This window comes from Candidatus Endoriftia persephonae, from assembly GCF_023733635.1.
Taxonomy (GTDB): Bacteria; Pseudomonadota; Gammaproteobacteria; order Chromatiales; family Chromatiaceae; genus Endoriftia; species Endoriftia persephonae.
In genome coordinates this window covers 2,082,606-2,104,693 of sequence record NZ_CP090569.1, presented here as the reverse complement: position 1 = coordinate 2,104,693, position 22,088 = coordinate 2,082,606, and the positions used below count along the sequence as shown (strand labels likewise).

At 54.2% G+C, this 22,088-nt stretch carries 20 protein-coding genes; 10 read left to right on the top strand and 10 right to left on the bottom strand.

Features of this window, described 5'->3' with window-relative positions; all coding sequences use genetic code 11:
- Positions 1-17: 17 nt before the first annotated feature.
- Entirely contained in the window at positions 18-743 is a 726-nt protein-coding gene (locus tag L0Y14_RS09440) for an IS110 family transposase (protein ID WP_006475861.1), read from the bottom strand.
- 519 nt (positions 744-1,262) lie between these two features.
- Here L0Y14_RS09440 and L0Y14_RS09435 point away from each other — a divergent pair.
- The 6 genes from L0Y14_RS09435 (at position 1,263) to L0Y14_RS09410 (ending at position 6,912) form a co-directional block, all read left to right on the top strand.
- Complete coding sequence (locus L0Y14_RS09435) at positions 1,263-1,688, top strand: DUF2784 domain-containing protein (RefSeq protein WP_081417759.1); 426 nt, start codon at positions 1,263-1,265, stop codon at positions 1,686-1,688.
- Between the two features lie 91 nt (positions 1,689-1,779).
- Positions 1,780-2,373 (top strand): class I SAM-dependent methyltransferase, encoded by a 594-nt coding sequence (locus L0Y14_RS09430; protein WP_083825207.1) that lies wholly within the window; start codon positions 1,780-1,782, stop codon positions 2,371-2,373.
- A 131-nt stretch (positions 2,374-2,504) separates the two neighbouring features.
- Positions 2,505-4,037, top strand: coding sequence for an IS1182 family transposase (locus tag L0Y14_RS09425; protein ID WP_006475872.1), 1,533 nt, complete (start codon positions 2,505-2,507; stop codon positions 4,035-4,037).
- 150 nt (positions 4,038-4,187) lie between these two features.
- Positions 4,188-5,246: an MBL fold metallo-hydrolase gene (locus tag L0Y14_RS09420; protein WP_081417757.1), complete on the top strand. Its 1,059-nt coding sequence runs from the start codon at positions 4,188-4,190 to the stop codon at positions 5,244-5,246.
- Between the two features lie 333 nt (positions 5,247-5,579).
- A complete protein-coding gene (locus tag L0Y14_RS09415) occupies positions 5,580-6,362 on the top strand; it encodes a M23 family metallopeptidase (RefSeq protein ID WP_083825092.1) in 783 nt (260 codons plus the stop codon).
- Positions 6,363-6,492: 130 nt separating this feature from the next.
- A complete protein-coding gene (locus L0Y14_RS09410) occupies positions 6,493-6,912 on the top strand; it encodes a hypothetical protein (RefSeq protein ID WP_081417755.1) in 420 nt (139 codons plus the stop codon).
- Between the two features lie 191 nt (positions 6,913-7,103).
- Here the strand turns inward: L0Y14_RS09410 and L0Y14_RS16705 are convergent, their stop codons facing one another.
- From L0Y14_RS16705 to L0Y14_RS09385, 5 genes are all read right to left on the bottom strand, one after another.
- A complete protein-coding gene (locus L0Y14_RS16705) occupies positions 7,104-7,229 on the bottom strand; it encodes a hypothetical protein (RefSeq protein WP_338063179.1) in 126 nt (41 codons plus the stop codon).
- Positions 7,230-7,295: 66 nt separating this feature from the next.
- Positions 7,296-7,577, bottom strand: a complete 282-nt coding sequence (locus tag L0Y14_RS16700) for a hypothetical protein (RefSeq protein ID WP_138921701.1) — start codon at positions 7,575-7,577, stop codon at positions 7,296-7,298.
- Between the two features lie 172 nt (positions 7,578-7,749).
- Positions 7,750-9,090: a sigma-54-dependent transcriptional regulator gene (locus L0Y14_RS09395; protein WP_005965193.1), complete on the bottom strand. Its 1,341-nt coding sequence runs from the start codon at positions 9,088-9,090 to the stop codon at positions 7,750-7,752.
- Entirely contained in the window at positions 9,068-12,031 is a 2,964-nt protein-coding gene (locus L0Y14_RS09390; protein ID WP_006473688.1) for a sensor histidine kinase, read from the bottom strand. Before L0Y14_RS09390 ends, L0Y14_RS09395 begins: the two co-directional genes overlap by 23 nt.
- Complete coding sequence (locus tag L0Y14_RS09385; RefSeq protein ID WP_005965191.1) at positions 12,021-12,218, bottom strand: hypothetical protein; 198 nt, start codon at positions 12,216-12,218, stop codon at positions 12,021-12,023. The genes L0Y14_RS09390 and L0Y14_RS09385 overlap by 11 nt, the downstream gene beginning before the upstream one ends.
- 190 nt (positions 12,219-12,408) lie before the next feature.
- On the opposite strand from L0Y14_RS09385, the gene L0Y14_RS09380 reads away from it, so the two are divergent.
- Positions 12,409-13,308, top strand: a complete 900-nt coding sequence (locus L0Y14_RS09380) for a phosphate ABC transporter substrate-binding protein (RefSeq protein WP_240991559.1) — start codon at positions 12,409-12,411, stop codon at positions 13,306-13,308.
- A 101-nt stretch (positions 13,309-13,409) separates the two neighbouring features.
- On the opposite strand, the gene L0Y14_RS09375 is transcribed toward L0Y14_RS09380, so the two are convergent.
- Positions 13,410-14,366 (bottom strand): chemotaxis protein, encoded by a 957-nt coding sequence (locus tag L0Y14_RS09375; RefSeq protein ID WP_005965188.1) that lies wholly within the window; start codon positions 14,364-14,366, stop codon positions 13,410-13,412.
- Between the two features lie 219 nt (positions 14,367-14,585).
- On the opposite strand from L0Y14_RS09375, the gene L0Y14_RS09370 reads away from it, so the two are divergent.
- The 3 genes from L0Y14_RS09370 to L0Y14_RS09360 are packed head-to-tail and all read left to right on the top strand — an operon-like array spanning position 14,586 to position 17,239.
- Positions 14,586-14,969 carry a DUF6394 family protein gene (locus L0Y14_RS09370; protein ID WP_006473694.1) on the top strand — a complete coding sequence of 128 codons (384 nt, stop codon included), beginning with the start codon at positions 14,586-14,588 and terminating at the stop codon, positions 14,967-14,969.
- A 15-nt stretch (positions 14,970-14,984) separates the two neighbouring features.
- The gene (locus tag L0Y14_RS09365) at positions 14,985-16,688 is read left to right on the top strand and encodes a potassium channel family protein (RefSeq protein ID WP_006473695.1); all 1,704 of its coding nucleotides are present in this window, start codon (positions 14,985-14,987) and stop codon (positions 16,686-16,688) included.
- Positions 16,685-17,239: a hemerythrin domain-containing protein gene (locus tag L0Y14_RS09360; RefSeq protein WP_006473696.1), complete on the top strand. Its 555-nt coding sequence runs from the start codon at positions 16,685-16,687 to the stop codon at positions 17,237-17,239. The genes L0Y14_RS09365 and L0Y14_RS09360 overlap by 4 nt, the downstream gene beginning before the upstream one ends.
- Before the next feature lie 33 nt (positions 17,240-17,272).
- Here the strand turns inward: L0Y14_RS09360 and L0Y14_RS09355 are convergent, their stop codons facing one another.
- Genes L0Y14_RS09355 through L0Y14_RS09345 form a run of 3 tightly spaced genes read right to left on the bottom strand, consistent with a single transcriptional unit; the run spans position 17,273 to position 22,075 of the window.
- Positions 17,273-19,738 (bottom strand): putative bifunctional diguanylate cyclase/phosphodiesterase, encoded by a 2,466-nt coding sequence (locus L0Y14_RS09355; protein WP_083825093.1) that lies wholly within the window; start codon positions 19,736-19,738, stop codon positions 17,273-17,275.
- Positions 19,735-20,688, bottom strand: a complete 954-nt coding sequence (locus L0Y14_RS09350; RefSeq protein WP_240991560.1) for a phosphate/phosphite/phosphonate ABC transporter substrate-binding protein — start codon at positions 20,686-20,688, stop codon at positions 19,735-19,737. Before L0Y14_RS09350 ends, L0Y14_RS09355 begins: the two co-directional genes overlap by 4 nt.
- Positions 20,678-22,075, bottom strand: a complete 1,398-nt coding sequence (locus L0Y14_RS09345; protein WP_006473699.1) for an OprO/OprP family phosphate-selective porin — start codon at positions 22,073-22,075, stop codon at positions 20,678-20,680. The genes L0Y14_RS09350 and L0Y14_RS09345 overlap by 11 nt, the downstream gene beginning before the upstream one ends.
- Positions 22,076-22,088: the final 13 nt, after the last annotated feature.

Below are 22,088 nucleotides of genomic sequence, written 5' to 3'. Positions count from 1 at the left end.
GGTCCAAATTCAACCTATTAATCCATATTTTCATTCCATTTCTGTTGGTCCCGGACCATGGCGTTGAGGATAACGATCAGCTTTCGGATGCAGGCCGTGATGGCGACCTTTTTATGCTTGCCTTGGGCAACCAGGCGGTTATAAAAACGCCGTAGAATGGGATTACACTGAATCGAGGACAGGACGCCCATGTAGAGCACAGTTCGCACACTGGCTCTGCCACCGCGGATACGACGCTTGCCACGCAAACGCCCGCTGTCACGGTTGAAAGGGGCAACGCCAGTCAAGGCAGCTATCTGCTTTGGCTTAAGTCTACCCAGCTCTGGCAGGTCAGCGAGCAGGGTATACAGAGTGGTTGGCCCCACCACTGGCACAGAAAGCAGAATCTCTCGGGTCTTGGCCCACTCAGGCGCCGCCCTGACAGCGGCTTCGAGCGTGGCATCGATTTTTTCGATCTGCCGGTTGAGGTGCTGAAGATGGCGGTGGATATCAGGCAACAGGGCTTTCGGCATGATGGTGAGGCGATTCTTCTCCATCGTGGCCATCGCGACCAGTTGCCGGCGCCGCACCAGCAAATCCTTGATCTCACGACTCTTTGTGTCGACCAGTTGTCGCACAGGCAGTTTTACGATGGCGTCGAAGTCAGCGATAAGGCGAGCATCGAACGCATCGGTCTTGGCCAACAGGCCGATCGCACCGGCATAGCGTCGGACCTGAAGTGGATTGGCGACAACGACAGGCAAGCCGACCGTGCTCGCTGCTTCGACAAAGTGGCGCTCGTAGCGTCCCGTCGCTTCGATGACGCCCGCTCGATCACATCTGATTGCAGCGTTTGAGCGAGACGCTTCGCGCCTTGGGGTGTATTGGGCAAGCTGAAAGCCGTGTCCAGTTTGCGCACATAGACATCGAGCCGGTCTTTACCGACGTCAATACCGACATTGATACCCGAGAGATTGGCTGTGGTCATGGTAGAAACACCTCCGCCTTGCTAAATTCGGGCTATGGGCCCATTCGACTGTTCGAGTTATCGATCGAATCGGAGTCGCGCCACACGCTTGTTAACTGTCTCGGCGAGGCCATCATCGGGCTAGGACTCCGATAACCTGCGGCTACAGGTTATGGGCCTAGTCTAACTCGCTTATAGGGATGTGTTTTAACCATACAAGGTGCATCCAGCGGATTTCCAAAAGCGTCACTTATTTTGCTTACGCAAAAGCGTGCTACTTTTGGCAGTCGCTGATGCACGACGCTAGGTGGCACAAATGGATTCATCGACAGTCTTCCTGCTAGCGGCCGATACAATCCTGCTGCTCCACATGCTAATCGTCGCCTTTATTGTGATTGGTTTGGTTCTTATATTCATCGGTAAGGCTCGTGCATGGTCTTGGATCCGCAATCCTTGGTTTAGGTTAATGCATCTTGTAGTGATTGGTGTGGTCGTCATTCAGTCGTGGCTTGGCGTTATATGTCCGCTCACTACAATTGAAATGGCGCTACGTTCACGGGGCAGCGATACCATATATTCCAGTTCCTTCATGTCATACTGGATAGAAAATATTTTGTACTATCAAGCGCCACCATGGGTCTTTGCCATATGTTATATGATATTCGGTGCTGTAGCCTGTGCTAGTTGGTTTTGGATCCGTCCGCGAGGTTTTACTAAATCTACAAGCCACCATGCCACCTAACAAATCGTTAAATCAGATAGGTGTAAAAACGCGCCTCCTGGTTAACTCAACTGTTAGACGACATTAACAATAAGTTGAAAGAGATAGGTGGATGGCAAATATGAAGCCAGTTAATTCCCTAATAAATGGCCGGTTCGCCTTCTTTCAGGAATTTCTGAAACATCCTCTTCAGGTTGGGTCGATCATTCCCAGCTCTCGTTTCCTTGAGCGGCGTATTTTGGAGGCCGCCGCGATCACTTCAGCTAAGACTATCGTAGAGCTGGGTTCCGGCACAGGAGGTACAACTCGAGCGATACTGCGCGCGATGCCGCAGCATGCCAAGCTCTTGAGCATAGAAATTAACTCGCATTTCCACTCCTTGGTTAGCAGCATTGAGGACGACCGACTCATTGCACACTTGGGTAACGCGTGCGGGCTGAAGGAAATCATTTCGAAGTATGGACTAGGTGCTCCGGAGGCCGTAATTTCTGGTATTCCCTTTTCCACTATGAACCATAGTGAAGGATCTCAAGTTATCGAGGCGATTTCATCTCTGCTCGCCCCAAACGGACGCTTCGTGGCGTATCAGGTAAGCAAGCGTGTCGCCTCCCTGTGTCGGCCCTTTTTAGGATCAGAGCAGATTATGGTGGAACTTCTCAACATCCCGCCAATGCGTGTCTACAAGTGGGAGAAGAGCAGTACCTAACACCTAAAATCAACACGGACGCAAATTTTTCGGGCTCAATTTGCACCGGTTATTTGCTACGTTGAGGCTGTCGGAAAACCCCTACAAATGTAGAATACGAGCATACTAAGTCAAACTGGGAGAAAGGGAGAATGGCTCGTTACAAGGACTACAATTATGATCAAATGAAAATGATCCCGGTCTCCTTTGAGCGTCAGATCCTGCCGGGCAGTTTTGAATATTCCCTCGCTTACCTGATCGATAATGAACTGGATTTATCCGCTTTCGATCAATACTACTGCAATGATGAAAACGGTCGCCCGGCCTATGATCCAAGGGTGCTGTTGAAGATCATCATTCTGGCCTATTCCAAAGGGATTACCAGCAGCCGCCGGATCGAACGGCTGTGCCGTGAGAACATCATCTTCATGGCGCTGTCGGCGGACCTGCAACCCGATCACAGTACACTGGCAGATTTTGTCTCACGTTCCCCCGAGGCCGTTGCTGATCTGTTCAGTCAGATTGTCCTGATGTGTGATCAGCTGGGACTGATCGGCAAAGAGATGTTCGCCATAGATGGCTGCAAACTACCCTCCAATGCCTCAAAGGAGTGGAGCGGCACCCATACGGAGTTAAAGAAAAAGCGGCAGAAAATCGATCGTGCGGTAAGGCGCATGCTGCAACGCCATTGTGAGCAGGACAGCGCAGAGCAATCCCCCGGCATCCAGAGGCATGATGAAGCCGAACAGATCAAGAAACTGCGCGCCGTCTCGCGCAAGATCAAACGCTTTCTGGATACCGAGCCGGAGCGCACAGGGGTGAGTGGACGGGAGGTCAAAAGCAATATAACCGACAACGAAAGCGCCAAGATTAAGACCAGCCATGGCGTGATACAGGGCTACACCGGAGTGGCAGCGGTCGACAGCAAAAACCAGGTTGTCATATACGCCGAAGCGTTTTGGCAGGGCCAGGAGCATGGACTGCTTAAACCTGTTATCGAAGGCATCAGAGATACCTTCAATGACAGCAAATCGAAAAGCACCCTGAAAAAGACAAAAATCACTGCCGACTCCGGCTACCATAACCGCGAGATGCTCGAATACCTCGAAGCCGAAGGCGTCGATGCCTATATCGCCGATACGGGCTTCCGCTCACGCGATCCGCGCTTCAAGGATCATAAGGAACCCAGGGAGAGAAACAGACGCAAGGATAAAGAACGCTTTACGCGGAGTGAATTCATCATTGATCGAAAAAAGCGGACCTGCCGCTGCCCTGCGGGACATGCCCTGTGGCTCAAGGCGAAGCGGGCCCGCATAGGTCATCATCTGTTCATGCAGTTTCAGGCCTATGAAAAGGACTGTAATAATTGCGGACTGAGGAAGCGCTGCCTCAGAAATGAACAACAGCACACCCCGCGACAGATCAATGTTGCACTAGACATTACCCAGGAGCAGAAGGCGGGAGTTATCGAACGGATGAAGCGCAAGATTGACAGCCCAGAGGGACGACATATCTACAGTCAGCGGTTGGGTACTGTAGAACCGGTGTTTGGTCACATCACCGATGCCGTTGGCATCAAGCGATTCAGTCTCCGAAGCAAGCGCAAGGTGGATGGGCAGTGGAAATTGATGATGATGTTACATAACATCCTGAAGATTCACCGATATGGATGGGAATGGGCGTAAACCGAAGGACAGAGTGCGAGATTAATCTGCTCAGAGACAGAATTACGGACTAATCAAAAAAACAATGAATGAGCGCTGTCAGAAATAATCTGAACAAAAGAGTGTTTGTCTGAATTTGGTTTTTCGACAGGCTCGTTAGATTTGGAAGAGATGAAAAAACATACAAAAGCTATCACTGGTGCAGCATTTACATTAATTATGTCTTTTGCATGTTCTGTTATGTCAAATCAAAACAACAAAGAAATGGATAACAAACATAGGCATCAAACTTCAGCCGGCTTTCAAAATTATCCCCCTGTGCAAACAGCCGCACCTAAAGGCACTTTTTTTTATCTGCGTAGATTTTGGGATTCAGTTTTTCTCCCAGATGTCCCAGATGGGCATGTGCTACCTGAATTTGAAGCTTTGCAACTTCTAAATTCTGTTGAAGGCGACCGAGTAACCTGGTTAGGCCAAGCGAGTTTTCTTATTAGAATTGCAGGAAAAACAATCCTGACAGATCCTTTTTTAACGGATTTTGCTAGTCCCATTTCTTGGGCTGGCCCCAGGCGGTTTGTACCGCCTGGGATCCCTTTAGATAAACTTCCATCTATAGATATTGTGATTGTTTCACATAACCATTACGACCATTTAGATGATGAAACCGTTAACTCCTTAGCAAATAAAGATGCAATTCAAGTAGTGGTACCCTTTGGTCTAAAATCGTTTTTTACTGAGAGAGGGTATATAAACGTAACAGAATTAGACTGGAACGATCAGATATCCATTGGCAACATAAAGTTAATTGCTTTACCTGCTGTTCACGATTCCGCGCGAAGTACAGACGATCAAAACAAAACATTATGGGCATCATGGGTAATACTAGGCCCTAAAAATAAAATTTACTTTATTGGTGATACCGGATATTCAAATACTATTTTCAAACAGATTGGCAGCCGATATGGCCCATTTGATTATGCAATTATACCAATAAGCGCTTATGAACCAAGGAAATTGATGTGGATGTCACATGTTACTCCTGAAGAAGCAGTTACAGTGGGGAAGGAAGTTGGCGCAAATACCTTAATAGCATCACATTGGGGGACTATTAATTTATCTGATGAACCGCCGTGGGAACCACCAAGGCGTTTTAGCAGAGCAGGATTGTATAATGGATTCGCCGAGGAAGAACTATGGGTTATGAAAATTGGAGAAACCAGACCTCTTTAACAAAAAATTATACCTTAGCGATCATGGCAAACGAAGCATCTTTCAATCCAAGAAAATAATATTGATAGGCTATTTATTAACAAAAAAATCTAACAATCACATGCAGCGGACAGCAAAAAGCAGCGCTCATCGTACCTCGTCGCTCTGCTTTTTTCTGCCGCTGATGTGAGGCGTTAGGCGGTTAATATGCCTGGCGTCTAGCATGTTATTGAGAGGGCTTTGGGAGAACATAGAATGAAAAATGCAAAGAAGTTAGTTTATGTGGGCATAGCAATGGCCTTGGTGATATTGACTGCAGGGTGCGTGAAATAGTCACGTAAGGGTTATAAAGAAATGCAATTCTCTGCATCATGTAAGTCCTGTGAGAAGCTAGACGGCTTCGTCTCACCAAGTCAGATTAATGATGAAATTCGCAAGATGGTGGGTAAATACAAAGGCGTAGGGGAAGCTGATAATGTTGCTATTCAAAAGTCTAGAGGAGTTGTCGAGACCTATCTGAGGCCAGATTTTATTGATGGAGGAGATTGCCCAGAAATTGATAGTGAAAAATGGGCAATTGACTATTCATACAAACGCAAGCGTCCAGCATTACATAAAGGAATTGATATCCCTCAACCAAGAGGAACACCAGTGAGGGCTATCGCCAACGGTGTTGTTGTGGGTAAATTCTTAAATGAGTTTAATAGAAAAGGTATCGAAATAATTTTGAGGCATACTCCAGAGCAGACAGGTCTGCCATTTTGGACGTATTCACAGTACACTCATCTCCAGGAGATGCCAACGTTGTCAATTGGTACGAATGTCAAGATGGGAGATGAGATTGGAAAAACGGCAAATACTGGAAAGATGGGAAGAAGAGTGCGTCGTGATGCGTTACACTTTGCCGTTCTCTACAGCAAGTACCCAGAATGGTCTAATGATGGAGTAGTGGTAACACCAAAAGACGGATATTTTATGGATCCGAATGCGTTTTATCGTCTTGATCCACCGTATGAATCACTATCCTTGGCAAAGCTACTGGGTGATCAAAAATGGGTACCAATACCTTACATGAATGCTGATGGAATATTGGCACCATCTGACACTAAGCGTATTTGGCCGTATGTTTGTAAATAGTACAAACTTAATAGTTGAATTACGTGGAATGGCCTAACAAGAGAAATAAACTTGAATCACAAAAGGCTGACGTCTTTTGTGATTCGGTTATTTGCAACGTTATGTGTGATTTTAAACTGAGGGTATTTATATGTTCATGATTGAGTATAAAGATATCGGCTGGTGGTATTGGTTGGTAACAGCAGGACTGCTTACATATGGTGTGTTGGGAGAGCCGATAGGATTTATGCTTGCTATAGGCCTTACTGTGTTTCAGTTATTTCACTTCGTGCTTCGAGAACGTAGTATTACCGCCTTTCCTATTCAAGTGCGGTTTTGGTATCTAATTCTTCTTCTTGTTGCGTTACCAGAGCCACTGCAATTGATATATTGGATCCCAACCATAGGTACGTGGGCACAGATAATATTTGGTTATTGTACTATGGCGCGCTGTGTTTCCCTTTTTCCATGGAATCGTAGTGAACAATTTTCACTTGATTTGCTAAAGAAAACATTCTTTTCTCGTCCAGTTCGAGGAAGTATTAAACAAGGTTTTGCAGCCTCTAAGTAAATTATAAGTTACACATAACAAGCAACTGTGGCCCTAAGTCAACCTATTAAGCCATATTTTCATTCCATTTACGTTGGTCCCGGACCATGGCATTGAGGATAACAATCAGCTTCCGAGTGCAGGCTGTGATGGCGATCTTTTTATGCGTGCCTTGGGCAACCAGGCGGTTATAAAAACGCCGTAGGATAGGATTACACTGAATCGAGGAGAGGGCGCCCATGTGCAGCACAGTTCGCACACTGGCTTCTGCCACCACGAATACGACGCTTGCCACGCAAACGCCCGCTGTCACGGTTGAAAGGGGCAACGCCAGTCAAGGCAGCTATCTGCTTTGGCTTGAGTTTACCCAGCTCTGGCAGGTCAGCGAGCAATCGATAATCTTGTCAGCGCCTTTGTCCCATCTGCTTTTCTGCACTCTCCAGCAGCGCTTCATTGAGTTGGATAAATGATTCGTGCTTCAGCTTGCGCCTCGCCTGACAGAAGGCCGATGCCGTGATCCGGGGGAGTGGTTTCCCGTCGCCTATGGTTTCAAAAAACTGGTCCAGCTCGTCTTGGGGTGTGCTCTTTCGAAAGTTCAGCATTAACGGAATCAGATGCTCAAAGGGAAGGGACCGTTTCCGCGTGAAATCTGTTCGGCGCTTCCCGGCGAAACGCATCAGAGCCAATAAGTGTCTTTATCGGCCTATAGATCTTCTCAAATGACCTTCAGGATAATTCTCTTTTCCATTGTCTCCGAGATGGGATTGTGATGCATTTCCAGCTCTCGATTGCTTGTGATAAGTTCGAATTATTATAATAAATACAGTGACTTGCGTGATAATTTAATGGCGCAGATATCTAATCTGTTATCCGTTTTTTCTTCTCCCGCGGTATCCCAAATCGCTGCCGTCTCTCCCATAGCGCCTTGCGACTGATGCCGAGCTGGCGGGCCATCTCGGTCTCGGTCATCTGGTCCTGATTTTCCAGCACGAATTGTCGAAAGTACTGCTCCAGTGAGAGTTGCTCGCCGCGCTGGTCTGACTTGCGCCGCCGGGTGGCGACTTGGTGGTCGATGGCTAGCAGGTCGGGGGTGATGGTCTCCCCATCGCACAGGATTACTGCCCGTTCGATGGCGTTGGCGAGTTCCCGTACATTGCCGGGCCAGTGGTAGCGCTTGATTGATGTCAGTGCGTCCCGGCTGAGGTTGATGCGGGGTTTGTTGAGCTTTTTGCACGTCTTGTCGAGCAGAAAACGGGAGAGCGCCTGGATGTCGTTGCCCCGTTCGCGCAGCGGTGGCAGCACCATCTCGACCACCCGCAGGCGGAAGTAGAGGTCGCTGCGAAAGCTCTGTTCCTGCACCAGTTGGCGCAGATCCTGGTGGGTGGCGGCGACGATGCGCACATCGAGCCGGCTTGTCGGGTCTGACCCGGCGGCGTAGTTGTCACTACTCTGCAGCAGGCGCAGCAGGCGTGCTTGGGCCGTCTGCGGTAGTTCGCCGACCTCATCGAGAAATAGGGTGCCGCCATTGGCCTGCTTCAGCAGCCCGGGTTGACTACCATTACCGCCCTGCAGATGGCCAAATAGTTCACTTTCAATCAGATGTTCGGGGATGGCGGCGCAATTGAAGGCGATGAAGGGGGCCTGGTTGCGTCGACTCTGTTCGTGCAGGGCGCGGGCGACCAGCTCCTTGCCGGTGCCCGACTCACCCAGGATCAGCACCGTGGCATCGGTGGGGGCGACCTTTTCGATGCGCCGGCAGACATCGCGCATTGCATCGCAGCTGCCGACCATCCCTTTTACTGGGTAGTGCTTCTCCATCTCCGACTTGAGGATGGCCTGCTGGCGCTGCTGCTGGGACTGCCGCAACAGCCGGCGCACCAGCAACAGCAATTCGTCATGGTCGAAGGGTTTGGCGATATAGTCGGCAGCGCCCTGTTTCATCGCCTCAACCGCTGAGCGCACGCTGGCGTAGCTGGTCATGATCAGCACCGGCACCTCATCGGCGTGCTGGATGATCTCGGTACCCGCCGCACCGGGCAGGCGCAGGTCGGAGATGATCAGGTCGAAGCCGTTCAGATCAAGGGCCTCGGTCTCCTCCACTGAGCCGGCCTCGGCTATCTGGAAACCGTGGCGCTCCAGCAGGCGTCGCAAGGCAGTGCGGATCACCGCCTCGTCTTCAATGATCAGTATCTGCGGCATGGATACTCTCCGCCTGTTTCGGTAGTTCGATGATCACCCGTGTGCCTACGCCGGGCTGCGAGTCGAGCTCGATGCTACCGTTGTGATCGCTGATGATCTTGTAGGCCATGGCGAGGCCAAGGCCGGTACCTTCGCCGACCGGTTTTGTGGTGAAGAAGGGTTCGAAGATGAAGGCCTGCTGCTGCTCGTCGATACCGCAGCCCTGATCCAGTATCTCGATGATGACGCGTTTACCGTTCTCCCGCGCCAGCAGTTCCACCCGGTCGCCGGGGACGGAGGCATCACAGGCGTTACTGAAGAGATTGACCAGCACCTGGGAGAGGCTCTGGCGGTCGCCAAACAGTGCCAGGCCTGCCGGTGCGGCGTTGAGACACTCCACCTGGCGGCCGTTGCGGGTGAGCCGCACCAGCCGGATCGCCTCATCCACCACCTCGCGCAGTGGAAACTGGTGGAAGTTTTTGCCCAGCGGGTCGCTGCGGCTGAAGTTCATCAGGGTCTGGATGATAGTGCTGATGCGCTGGGTCTGACGCAGGATCTCCTCGATGCTCTCGTCGATCAGCTCGGGCTCCCGCTCGTGGCGCAGATTCTGTGCCAGCGAGGCGATGCCGGTGACCGGGTTGCCGATCTCGTGGGCGACGCCGGCGGCAAGGCGGCCAATGGAGGCGAGTCGGTCGCTGTGCTCCAGCTCCGCCTCCAGGGTCTCCAGATTAGTGAGATCCTCCAGCAGCATCACCTGGCTGGTGCGTGCCTGCTCAACTGGATGATCGGCCGGTACCGGTGAGGGGATGGTCGCCTTGTGCAGGTTGAACCAGCGGGATTTGCCTTGATGTTTCACCTCCATGTGGTGGATGTGCAGATCCTGGGCGCTGGCAAAACCGCTCAGCAGGTTGCCCCAGGGGGCAGGCAGCCGGTGTAGGGTGACACCGACTGCATCCTTGGCGGGCAGGTCGGTCATCACCTCCATCGCCAGGTTCCAGATCACCACACTGTGCTCACGGTCGACGGTGCAGACGCCGAGCGGCAGGTCGAGCAGGATCTGGCGCTGGTAGCGGCGCAGGTTGTCGAGGTCAGCGGTCATGCCCTGCAGGCGGGAGCGCGACTCCTCCAGCCGCTCCTCCACATAGCGCATCGAATCGGCCAGTGCGGTCTTGGCATGGGTATCCAGGCTGAGGCGGCGATTGATGATGATGTGGGCCAGCTGTGGCCCAATCAGACCGGAGAGGTTGCGTTCGATGCGCTCGCGCAGTTGTCGAAGCTCTGCCGGGCGGGTCTCGGTAGGCGACATGCCAAGGTCGCTGAGGGCCTGCTGCACCTCTTTTTCTGCAGCCTCCCAGCCTAGAACCAGGGAGAGTTCCTGGGTGAACTGCTCGGTGCTGCTGGCACTGACCACGCCGCTTAAGGGAGTGAATGACTCGGTACAACAGGCGCCGGCGGCATCGCGTTCACCACGGCTCTGCCGGGTGAGCAGGGAACCGGTGACAAACAGCAGCAGATTGAGACTGATTGAAAAGAAGCTAGAGAACTCCCACTTTGACAGGCCGGTGATTGTCTGCATGGTCGTGATGTCGATCTCGGAACGGATGAAACCGGATGCATCGAGCAACGGCACCAGCAGGGTGATGCCCCATACCAGCATGCCGCCCATCAGACCGGCGATGAAGCCGTTGCGGTTGGCGCGTTTCCAATAGAGCAGGCCGATGATGCCGGGTAAAAACTGGGCCACTGCGACGAACGAGATCAGCCCCAGTTCCACCAGTCGCTGGTTCTGTTGTAAGAGGACGTAGAAGGCGTAGCCGGCGAGGATGATGGCGCCGATTATCACCCGGCGTGAACTCTGCAGCCAGCGGTAGAGATTGACCTGGGGATAGGGGTAGACCCAGGGCAGCAGGATATGGTTGAGCACCATTGAGGAGAGCGCCACAGTGGTGACGATGACCATCGCGCTGGCGGCGGAGACACCGCCGATGAAGGCGAGAGTGGGCAGCCAGCTGGTGCCACTGTCGAGGGTGATGCCGAGTACGAAGTAGTCCGCATCCAGGCTGACGCCAGCGCGGCTGCCAGCCCAGAGGATCGGTGGGATTGCCAGGTTGATCAGGAACAGGTAGAGCGGAAAGGCCCAGCTGGCGGTGCGGATCGCCCTGGGGTCAAGGTTCTCAGCAAACAGCATATGGAACTGGCGTGGCAGCAGGAAGGCGGCGGCGAAGGCGAGAAACAGCAGGGTCAGCCAAGGGCCTTCACGGACCGGCCGGTAGAGGCTGTCGACGGCCTGCGGGTTGGCCGCCAGCCACTGATTGAGCTCACCGGGTCCGGAGAAGATGCCAAACAGAGCGAACAGGCCGATAGTGATCAACGCCAACAGTTTGACCAGTGATTCGAAGGCGATTGCTACTACCAGCCCCTGGTGTTTCTCTCGGGGAGAGACGTGGCGTGCACCGAATAGGATGGCAAACAGGATCAGGGTGAGACAGAAACCAAACGCCAACACCTGGGGGGTGGCCTCCTGAGTCAAGATCCGCATCGACTCGGTCACCGCGCGAATCTGCAGCGCGATGTAGGGCAGGGTGCCGATCAGCATGAACAGGGTGACTAACACGCCGGCCAGCTGGCTGCGGAAGCGGAACGCAAACAGGTCGGCCAGTGAGGTGAGCTGATATTCCCGGGTCAGGCGAAGAATCGGTTGCAGCAGTACCGGCGTCAGGGCAAAGGCAAGGGTGACGCCGATATAGATGGTGAGGAACAGGTAGCCTTCGGACTGGGCAAAACCGACGCTGCCATAGTAGCTCCATGAGGTGGCATAGACACCAAGTGAGAGTGCGTAGACCAGTGGGTGGCGAATCAAGCGCTCCGGGATACGGCCGCTGTCTGCGGCGTAGGCGACCAGGAACAGCAGCAGCAGATAGATGAAACCGGCACCGAACAGGATGCCCAGCTCATGGGTCATCAGGGGTTCGCCTCTGTAGCAGGGCGCCGAACAGGATCACCAGCAGCCAGATCAGATAGGGTATATACCAAGGTGAGTCGCTGCCGGTCCACCAGCTGAGGACCGGACCGCTGAAGAGGGTGCAGGCCAGCAGAAACAGGATCAGGGTTTTATCGTAGCCTGGGCCGGGAGGAGGGCGGATGCTCATCCCGGAAGCCTAGCATTTGTTACCTATAGTAACAACGATCGGAAAATCAGATGCTTTTTGCCTGTGGGGGACTGAATGTTGACTATACATCAGTAATAACCACAATTGTTTGCAGCTTCAATCGGTATGACAATCGGCAGGTCATCCAATCATTCAGAGCGGAAGGGAGTCCGGTGGAGGAGATATGCGCTTGAGTCGTACTGTCCGCTATATCGTTTATGCCGGTTTGCTCTGCTTTGCGACATTTCCAGCTTGCAGCGACACTCTGACCTGGGTTGGTTGTGGCATTACTAAAAAGGCCTTTATGGCCGAGTTGAGCAAAGCCTATCAACGGGAGACTGGAACAGAGATCCAGCTTTCCGGCGGAGGCGCTACAAAGGGCATTCGTCAGGTCGCTGCCAACAAGGTTGATATAGGTGGCAGTTGCCGCAATAAACTGTGGGGGCATCCGGCGGAGAGATCGGTTCAATTCCACCCCGTTGCCTGGGATGCGCTGGTGGTCATCACCCATAAGAAGAACCCGGTGAACGATATATCACTGGAGGATCTGAGAGCAATCTACAAGGGTAAAATCACCAACTGGAAGCAGCTGGGTGGAACTGACCAGCCAATCGAGCTGTTGATTCGGAAGGGCAAGATATCAGGTGTGGGCCACGCTATCCGGGAGTATCTTTTTGCTGCGCCTAACATGGAGTTCGCCTCTGACAACATATTCCCCTCATCAGGTCCGTTGGAACAGGCGGTTGGAAACAATCTCAACAGTCTGGCAATCACCGGTGTCAGTAGCGCCAGGAAACGTAATGTTAAAATCCTCAAACTGGAAGGCAAATTCCCCAGCTATGAAAATATCAAATCGGGAGCCTATTTGCTTTATCGACCGCTCTATCTGGTAACTAATCTCAGGGGCACAAACCGCGCTAAGGTGATGAAGTTTATCCAGTTCGCCAACAGCCCGTTAGGTCGGGAGGTCATCCGGCATAATGGAGTTGTGCCCTACATGGATGGGCTCCACCTGGCCGGCAAACTACACCAGCAGCAACGGGCCAGTCGGAAGATGCGACTTGATAAGCTGAGGCAGGATGAAAACTAGCCCGTTTAGCGGAGGGCCAGGCCTATATGTAGCTTGGGCTGCTTGCGCAGCAGAGGCGAACGGGCTGCGTCCATATAAAGGGGTTTCTTGTGGAGTAAGCGTCAAGCTTTGTTCTTTGCCAGCATCTGGCGTAGCTTGACGGCCAGTTCAGTGGGTTCGAACTTTGGCACATAGGCATCAGCACCGACACCGCGTCCGAGTTCCTGGTTAGCGTCGGCAGAGAGTGACGAGTGCATGATGACCGGAATATCGTTCAATCGGGAGTCCTCCTTGATCTTTTTGGTAAGCACGTAACCATCCATCTCCGGCATCTCGACGTCGGTAAGAATCAACTGGATATAGTCGCTGCTTTTATGCCCCGTTGCCTCTGCCCGATTGGCAATTTCACGTATTCTTGCCCAAGCCTCCGATCCGTTGGCGGTGCTGATGTACTTGATCCCCATATGATCGAGCGTGCGGATGATCTGGTCCCGGGCGACCACCGAGTCATCGGCGAACAGGATGGTAATGCCTTCCTCTTCCATTCTTGGGATGCCTTCGAAGAGCTCTTCGCTCTGACCGAATCCGGAAGTCTGAGCGAGTACCATCTCCACATCCATGATCATCACCAGCCGACCATCCTTCAGCTCGGTAACTGCGGTAACCAGTCCGCCATGCTGCTGTACCATCATCGGCGGCGGTACCCTGACATTCTCCCAGGCGAGTCGTTCGATGGTGTCAACCGAGTGGACCAGAAACCCCTGCACGTTTTTGTTGTATTCGGTGATGATCAGGATGCCGGGTTTCTCGTCAGTCTGTACGCCACAGAATTTTGGCAGGTTGATGACCGGAATCATGTTGCCACGCAGACTGACCATACCTTCTACCGAGGGGGGCATCTCAGGGGCGTGGGTGATCTGAGGTACCAGCATCACCTCGCGAACCTTGAAAACATTGACACCAAATGTCTCTTCGCGTCCGGTGTTTGCGTCGTGCCCGAGGCTGAACAGCAGCACTTCAAGCCGGTTGGTGCCCGCCAAGCGGGTTCTGTCGTCCACGGATTTGATGAATGTTGCCATCTGCGTTCACTCGGTAATGGATGGACCAGTCCTTTGATGCCTGCAATACGGCACCCTCAAAAGACTGCTGATCACCGTTTATAGCGGTCGTTTTTATTCAGGCTTTAGGATATTTTTGACTGATGGAGCAGACTGCGCTCTCCTTGCTGGCGCAGCTATGCTTCAATCTATGTGGTGGTCTGCCCTGACATTTTCTGATTGTAACCAAGGTAAGCAAAGATGAATCCCGAGAAGGTGTTGTTCGGTTTTTTTATCGTTCTTTCGTTGACACTTAATTTCGGTTTTTTTGTTGGGGAAATTGACAATCCCGCCCACCACCATGTCTATGAGCTGTTTGCTGTGATCGTGGTCAACCTGATCGCCACCGTGCTCAAGTTTGGCGACCGTACGCAGATGGGGGCGGTGTTGCTTGCCACAAGTCTGGCGGCGCTGCTGCAGCTGTTTGCAGGGGCGCTGGTCTGGGGGATTGCGGCTCATGTGACTCATGTTGGTTTGACGCCGACGGTAATGGCGAGCATCGTCTCGCTTTCGGGGGGGGCGTTACTGGCAAATGTTGTGTCGGTGGTGCTGTTAGTGATCGAGACGGTAATGCTGCGGCGCTGAGCCCGGGTCTACGCTATGAACAGCATTTTTTTCCTGGTGATGCGGCGCATGCGTGCGCCCTTGCTGGCCCTCATCTTTACCTACTCGGTGGCGGTGTTGGGGCTGGTGCTGATACCTGGCCAGGATGCCGAAGGCAACCTTTGGCATATGGATTTTTTTCATGCCTTCTACTTTGTCAGTTTCATGGCAAGTACTATCGGTTTTGGCGAGATCCCCTACGAATTCACCGATGCGCAACGGCTCTGGGTGACCTTCGCGATATTTTTTACCGTCATCGTCTGGCTCTACTCTATCGGTACCCTGCTCACTCTGTTTCAGGATGCCACTTTCCATCAGGCACTGATTGAACGGCGTTTTGCTCGTCGGCTCCGGCAGATGCGGGAGTCGTTCTATCTGGTGTGCGGTTATGGCGAGACCGGTAGTGCGCTGATCAAGGCATTGACCGAACGAAACCAGCAGGCGGTGGCAATTGACATCAGGCAGGAACGGGTCAACCTGCTGGCGCTGGAGAATCTGCGTCAATATGTGCCCGCCTTGTGTGGCGATGCACGTCTGCCGCTACATCTGACAGAAGCGGGACTTGATCATCCGCTCTGTTCCGGGGTGGTGGCGATTACCAACTCCAATGAAGCCAACCTGAAGATCGCTATCACCGCCAAGTTGCTACACCCTGACATTACCGTCATCTGCCGGGCCGACTCTCACGACATTGAGGCCAACATGGCCAGTTTCGGTACTGATTCCATTATCGACCCGTTCGACACTTTTGCCGTCCACTTTGCCACCGCCCTACAGTCCCCCGCTCTCAACCTGTTACAGGAGTGGCTGACTTCGGTGGCTGATGCCCCGCTTGGGGAGCCGATCTATCCGCCGCGGCATGGGCTCTGGGTGGTGTGCGGGTATGGTCGTTTTGGTAGGGCAGTCTTCGATCAGCTGCGCAAAGAGGGCATGGAAGTGGTGGTGATTGAGGCTACTCCCAAGAAGACCGGGGAGCCGCCAAAGCCCTTCGTGATAGGGCGCGGTACCGAGGAAGAGACTCTGAGAGCGGCGGAGATCGAACGCGCAGTCGGTATCGTTGCCGGTACCGATAACGATGCCAACAACCTGTCGATCATCATGACCGCGCGGGCGCTCAATTCTGATTTGTTTGTCATCCTGCGACAGAATCGCAAGGACAACGAAGCCCTGATCAAGGCGGTGAAGGCCGATATGGTGATGCACTCGAGTGCAATCATCGCCAATCGCATCCGGGTGTTGCTCGGTACCCCGTTGCTCTACGAGTTTGTGCAACTGGTGCTCTACGAAGAGGATAGCTGGGCCTGCGAGCTGGTGAGCCGGATTTCGGCGCTGGTCCAGCATCGGGTGCCGGATGTTTGGGAGTTGGCGATCAACCAGGAGCAGGCCTATGCGGTCGAACTGGCGTTGCGTGAACATCAGCGAGTCAATCTGGCAGAGATCATGCGCGATCCGGGCAAACGTGAACAGAGGCTGAGGTGTATTCCCCTATTGCTCATCAGGAATGATCAAAGGATCATGTTGCCTGCCGAATCACAACGGCTCGAGCCGGGGGACCGCCTGCTGTTTTGTGGCTCGGGAGGTGCCCACGACCGGATGGAGTGGACCCTGCAAAATGAACACGCCCTCAGCTATGTGCGTGTTGGTGAAGCGCCGCTCCAGGGGTGGCTGTGGCGCTGGATCCGCAACAGGAGAGAGGTATGAATCCGCTGCTTGAAAGGCTACTACAGGATCATCGCAACCTGACCCGACTGCTCGATCTGCTGGAGCGCAAACTGGATGCTCTGTCGGACGGTCAGGATTCCAATTTCGATCTGGAGATCGAGCTTCTCGACTACATTGAGCACTACGCCGATTCAGTCCACCATCCAACAGAAGACGTGATCTTCAGGGTGGCCCGAGGGAAGGCGGGCAAGTTGCGCAGTGTATTGGACCGTCTGAGCGAACAGCATGGTGAGCTGGTCGCCTTTACCCACCGTTTTCGGGAGACCCTGGAGGGGGTGATCCAGGGTGAGGTGGTGACGCGCGAAGAGTTGGTGATCCGCGGGCGGGAGTATGTGGCGCTACAGCACCAGCATATCGATCTGGAGGAGCGAGTGGCGTTTCCCGGCCTGGAGGCGTGTATGAACGATGAGGATTGGCAGCGGGCTGCTGCCAGGGCGCTGATTCCGGATGATCCACTGTTTGGCTATCGGGACTACAATCGTTTTCGCAGCCTGATCGATTTCCTGTCGGCGAACGATGTCTCCGGTTGATTTGCATGGCCAACTGGCTCAGGCGGGCGGTTGTCAGTCGTGTTGAGTGACGCCGGGAATCTCCTCCGCCATCAACGGCAGTGAGTAGAGATAGCCCTGTACAATCCGGCAGCCAAACTCCTCTAGCAGGGCCTGTTGCTGCTTTGTCTCCACCCCTTCGGCAACCACCTTAAGATCAAGGATGTTGGCCAGGCTGATGATCGCCTGCACGATGGCCGCGCGGTTCTGCTCGGTCTCCATGCCATGGATGAACGAACGGTCGACCTTTAGAGTCTGCACCGGAAAATTACGTAGATGTTCTAGTGAGGAGTAACCGGTGCCAAAGTCGTCGATGGCGAGTTTGACCCCCATGTCGGCGAGCTGGCCGAGCAGTTCGATGGTGTGCTCCATATCCTCCATCAGGCCGCTTTCGGTGATCTCCAGCTCCAAGCTGCTGGCGGGAAGTTGGTACTCTTTAAGGATTGCAGCGATCGTTTCGGCCAGGTTGGGGGAGACGAACTGGCGCGGCGAGATGTTGACTGCCACCCGCTCTATCCTTACCCCCAGTTGCTGCCAGGCCTTCAATTGCCTGCAGGCCTGACGCAACACCCATTCGCCCACCGGGATGACTAGCCCCGTCTCCTCCAGCACATGCAGAAAAAGATCCGGTTTGAGTATCTCGTGTTCGCTGCGCCTCCAGCGCAGCAGTGCCTCAACTGATTTGAGCCTGCCGGTTTTGATGTCGACCTGGGGCTGATAACGCAGTTCGAAGGCCTGGTTCTCCAGGGCGCGTCGCAGGCCGTGTTCAATGTTCATGAACTCGGTGGCGAGGGTGTTCATGTCGTCGGTATAGAACTCGAAACCGTTTGAGCGGCGCTCTTTTGAGCGGTACATGGCGGTGTCGGCATTGCGAATCAGGGTTTCCGCGTCCGACGCATCATCGGGATAAAGGCTGATGCCGATGCTGGTGCCGGAGAAGAGTTCCAAGCCGCCGATGTTGAAGGGCTGCTGAAACAGGGAGGTGATACGTTCTGCTTGGGTGATGAGGTCATCGGTCTGCTCAATTCGGGGGATGATCAGGGTGAACTCGTCGCCGCCGAAGCGGGCGATGGTGTCCTCCTCCCGTTTGTGGCTCTGCAGCCGCGCCGCTACAGCCTCGAGCATCTGATCGCCAATCTCGTGACCGAGGGTATCGTTGATGTTTTTGAAACGGTCCAGGTCGAGAAAGAACAACGCCATGCGGTTCTGCTCACGCCGCGCGCTACGGATTGCCTGTCTCAGACGGTCGATGAAGAGTGCCCGGTTGGGCAGGCCGGTGACCAGGTCGTAGTAGGCGAGATGATGGATCTGCTGCTGCGCCACACGGTATTCGGTCAAGTCCTGCGCCACCAGCACCATGCCTTGGTGACCGGTGTTGGGGTCGAGCATGGAGGCGGAGAGGAGGATAGGAACCTGTTTGCCATCGCTTGCCTGCAGAGTGCATTCGTGGGCGCTGACTTCGTGCGATTCTTCCAAGTATTCTGTCCAGCTGCTGTGTTTGTCGAGACTATAGGGGATGATTTGCCCGATGGATTGGCCGATGGCCTGCTGGCTGGTGTAACCACTGAGTTGGCTAAAGGCCCGGTTGATGCGGGTGATCCTGCCCGCGAGGTCGGTGACCAGCAGCAGATCCCGCATACTGTGGAGGATCTCATCCATATATTCTTTCGAAATGGTGGTGCTCTGCAGATGCTGCCCCATCTTCTCTAAGGTGCGGGCTAGGCTGCCGATCTCGTCGTTACGATCGATGTGGCTGACGGCGCTATAGTCGCGGGACCCGATACGCTGGGCGAGCTTTTCCAGCCGTCCAATTGGCCGGCTCAGCCGATAGGCTATCAGCAGTCCGGCGAGGATGCTGGCGGCACCTAACAGTAGCAGCAGCATCCAGATAGAGTTGAGGTTACGATCGATATGGGTGCGGCTGATCAGCTCGAGACGGCTCTTCGAATCACGCACCACCTTGAGCATCTGGCTCAGGGAGAGATCGATATAGATGCCGCCCAGCAGCTGGTTTTTCTCCAGGCTGATGGGGGCGGCGATACTCAGGCGGTCCGCCTCTAGGTGGGTCAGCGGCGCCTGCGACTGCAGGGCCTGGAAGGCGAGTGGTTCACTCATCAGCTGGCCGAATCGCGGCAGTGTCTCCTCGCCATCGTGGACGATCCGGCCTTTCTCGTCGAATACCAGGGTCCGGATCACATCGGGCTGGCTGTTTGCAGTCTGCAGGAGCTGACCTATGCCCTCCATATCGAGTTCGTAGAGGGGGTTGATCAGGCTCTGCGCGAGGATTCCGGTGAGGGTCAGCCCCTGGTGTTGCAGTTGTTTGATCTGTGCCCGTTTGAGGGTGGAGGCATTGGCCTCCTGATAGTCACCGATTGCGTCATCGAACTGGTAGAGCAGCACGCTCGAGACTGAGAGTACGACACCGATGACCAGTGCCAGAAGTGTCAGCGAATATTTTGATTGAAGCTGAAGCCCTTTCAATGGAGGTTTCCGCGTGCCACGGCTGAATGTTCTCTGACATGATCCAGTATGGCTTGGGTCTCTGCGCTGATTTCGTCGAATTTGGCGGTTTGCTGGTAGGCATTCAGGACAGCCTCGGCGGCGGCATCCCGGTGGGTATTTTTCAATATCTCAATCAGGCGTTGTTTGATCGATGTGTCCAGACCCGGTCGAACCAGTTCAAAGCCCCGTGGCAGGTCTGATGAGCGATGAAAGATACGCAGATCTTTTTTGAAGACAGGGGGGGTGTGGTCAGGCGTGTTCCAGTCGAGGTTGTTGTAGGCACCCACATCTGCCAGGCCTTTGTGCACCCAGGTGGCGATGTTGATCTCACCTTTGGCGAAGGCGTAGCCAACCTTGTCAGGCGCCGGATGTTGGCGCGGGTTGCTGAGCAGTTCAAGTTCCAGGCCGGCCTCTTGCAGTATGCCTGCGGGAATGTAGAAGGCAGTGGTGGAACCCGGATCTTCCAGCGCCAGACGCTTGCCTTTCAGGTCTTCTAGGTTGTGGATATCGCTCTCTTTGCGGGTGATGAAGACGGTATGGTAGCCGGGCACGCCTTTCTTCCATTTGCGCAGGATGATCTCGGCCCCGGCCTGCTGCTCGAAGAGGATTGAGGAGAAGAGGGTCTCGGTGACCCAGTCGACCTTGCCCTGCTGCAGATAGCGAATCATCTGCGCGTTGTTTTTTGCCATTAATACTCGGGTCCGGGTGATGCCCAGGTCGCGCATCTTTTTGCCGACATAATCGACCATCGGCTTGAGGCGGGTGAAGTGCTTACGCGGGCTGTCGCTGACTTTGCCGATCACCAGGGTCTGTGCCCTCAGGTTCTCTGCCTCTGCGAGCACAGGGGGGGCGGTGGCGCACAACAGCAGAGCCGCCAGAGCGATCACTCTGGCGGCTCTGATGGGTTTGCCTGATGCACTAAAAGTCATACTGGCCCCGTAGCTGGAATATTTTTGGATTGTTGTTGAGTCCACTTGCATCCGGGTCTGTGTCGACAAGTATATAGTTTGCCATGAAGCGGGTGTTGGGATTGATATACCAGTTGAGTCCAAAAGTGGTGTTGGACTGCCGGCCGCCCTGGATGTCTTGATCATCTAGGTCAAGGTAGCTGTGGCGCAGTGCCAGCTCCCAGGCGCCACGGCCTTCCCCCCAACCGAAGTTGCTGCGTGGTGTGATGCGCTCGAAACGGGCCTGCTTGATGTCGTAGTTGCGGGATTCACCGGTGATGAACCAGCTGCCGGCGATGTAGTAGCCGTGGAAGTTGAGTGGCTCAGCGTAGTCTTCAATATTGATACGGGTACGCAGGTATTCACCCTGCAGCGAGAAGGGACCATAGACGGCGGCGGCCTCTAGGGCGAGGCTGTGGCTGTGGTCGATATGTTTGATCTTGCCGGTATCGAGCAGATAGTTCGTTTTATCGACGATGTGAGACTCTGGGTGAGTGCGGATGCGCCAGCTCGCCTCTGTGTCTGAGTCGCCGCCAAAGTTGCGGTAGTCGGCACTGGCACCGAGATGGATCACCCGGCCCTTCTCTGGCAAGGGCGCCCAGACACCGCGCAGGCTGCCGCCCCAGCCCTCGTCATCCAGCTTGTCATCAGCATCGTTGGGGCCCTCGCCGAAGATACCGCCGGCCAGATACCAGTGAGTGTCGTGGCTCTCCATTCCGACGCCAATATTCTTGCCTGGTGCAAGTTCGTTGATCAGGGAACGCTCCATGAAGGTCTGGTGGGCAGAGGGGGTGGCCTCTTCGAGGCTGAAGGGCTGTTTGAACAGGCCGCCTCGGATCAGCGAACGACCGAGGCTGCGGTAGCCGAGCCAGGCGTCTTTTAGACCAATATCCTCGCCGGCAAAGTCGGCCTCCAGCCCATACTCCCAGGCACCATAGAGGCTGCCTTCCAGGCCGATACGGGCGTAGCGGATCTCCGCGCCATCGCCCAGGTCGCTCTGATCTGAGCTGTAGAAGGCGGCATCGGCGGCGATCTGGGCGGTCAGTTCCAGGCTCGATTCGCCGTCATAGGCCTCGGCCTTGATCGATCCGCCGCGGGTGGAGAGCCGGACTTCCCCGGTCTCGCTCGGCGCTGGCTCTGCCATCATCGGGGGTGAGACGGGGGAGGGGCTGCTACTCGGTGTTGCTGGTGGCTCTTCCGCCTCCATGGCGGCCTTGAGTTGCTGAAACTGGGCCTCAGTGAGGCTGCCGTTCTGTTTCAGCATCTCCATCAGCATTAACATCTGTTTTGGGCCGGATAGAGCCGGGTTGGAGAGGGCGAGCCCGAACGCAAGTAGTAACAGGGGGAGGTGTCGTTTCAATTTTTTCATGCGCAGCAAATCT

Bases quoted from the DNA above. Each gene is read 5' to 3' on its own strand.
- L0Y14_RS09375 (WP_005965188.1), bottom strand. From the start codon at position 14,366: ATGGCAACATTCATCAAATCCGTGGACGACAGAACCCGCTTGGCGGGC.
- L0Y14_RS09360 (WP_006473696.1), top strand. From the start codon at position 16,685: ATGAATCCGCTGCTTGAAAGGCTACTACAGGATCATCGCAACCTGACC.
- L0Y14_RS09410 (WP_081417755.1), top strand. From the start codon at position 6,493: ATGTTCATGATTGAGTATAAAGATATCGGCTGGTGGTATTGGTTGGTA.
- L0Y14_RS09425 (WP_006475872.1), top strand. From the start codon at position 2,505: ATGGCTCGTTACAAGGACTACAATTATGATCAAATGAAAATGATCCCG.
- L0Y14_RS09370 (WP_006473694.1), top strand. From the start codon at position 14,586: ATGAATCCCGAGAAGGTGTTGTTCGGTTTTTTTATCGTTCTTTCGTTG.
- L0Y14_RS09345 (WP_006473699.1), bottom strand. From the start codon at position 22,075: ATGAAAAAATTGAAACGACACCTCCCCCTGTTACTACTTGCGTTCGGG.
- L0Y14_RS09435 (WP_081417759.1), top strand. From the start codon at position 1,263: ATGGATTCATCGACAGTCTTCCTGCTAGCGGCCGATACAATCCTGCTG.
- L0Y14_RS09430 (WP_083825207.1), top strand. From the start codon at position 1,780: ATGGCAAATATGAAGCCAGTTAATTCCCTAATAAATGGCCGGTTCGCC.
- L0Y14_RS09365 (WP_006473695.1), top strand. From the start codon at position 14,985: ATGAACAGCATTTTTTTCCTGGTGATGCGGCGCATGCGTGCGCCCTTG.
- L0Y14_RS09350 (WP_240991560.1), bottom strand. From the start codon at position 20,688: ATGACTTTTAGTGCATCAGGCAAACCCATCAGAGCCGCCAGAGTGATC.
- L0Y14_RS09390 (WP_006473688.1), bottom strand. From the start codon at position 12,031: ATGACCCATGAGCTGGGCATCCTGTTCGGTGCCGGTTTCATCTATCTG.
- L0Y14_RS09415 (WP_083825092.1), top strand. From the start codon at position 5,580: ATGCAATTCTCTGCATCATGTAAGTCCTGTGAGAAGCTAGACGGCTTC.
- L0Y14_RS09420 (WP_081417757.1), top strand. From the start codon at position 4,188: ATGAAAAAACATACAAAAGCTATCACTGGTGCAGCATTTACATTAATT.
- L0Y14_RS09395 (WP_005965193.1), bottom strand. From the start codon at position 9,090: ATGCCGCAGATACTGATCATTGAAGACGAGGCGGTGATCCGCACTGCC.
- L0Y14_RS09385 (WP_005965191.1), bottom strand. From the start codon at position 12,218: ATGAGCATCCGCCCTCCTCCCGGCCCAGGCTACGATAAAACCCTGATC.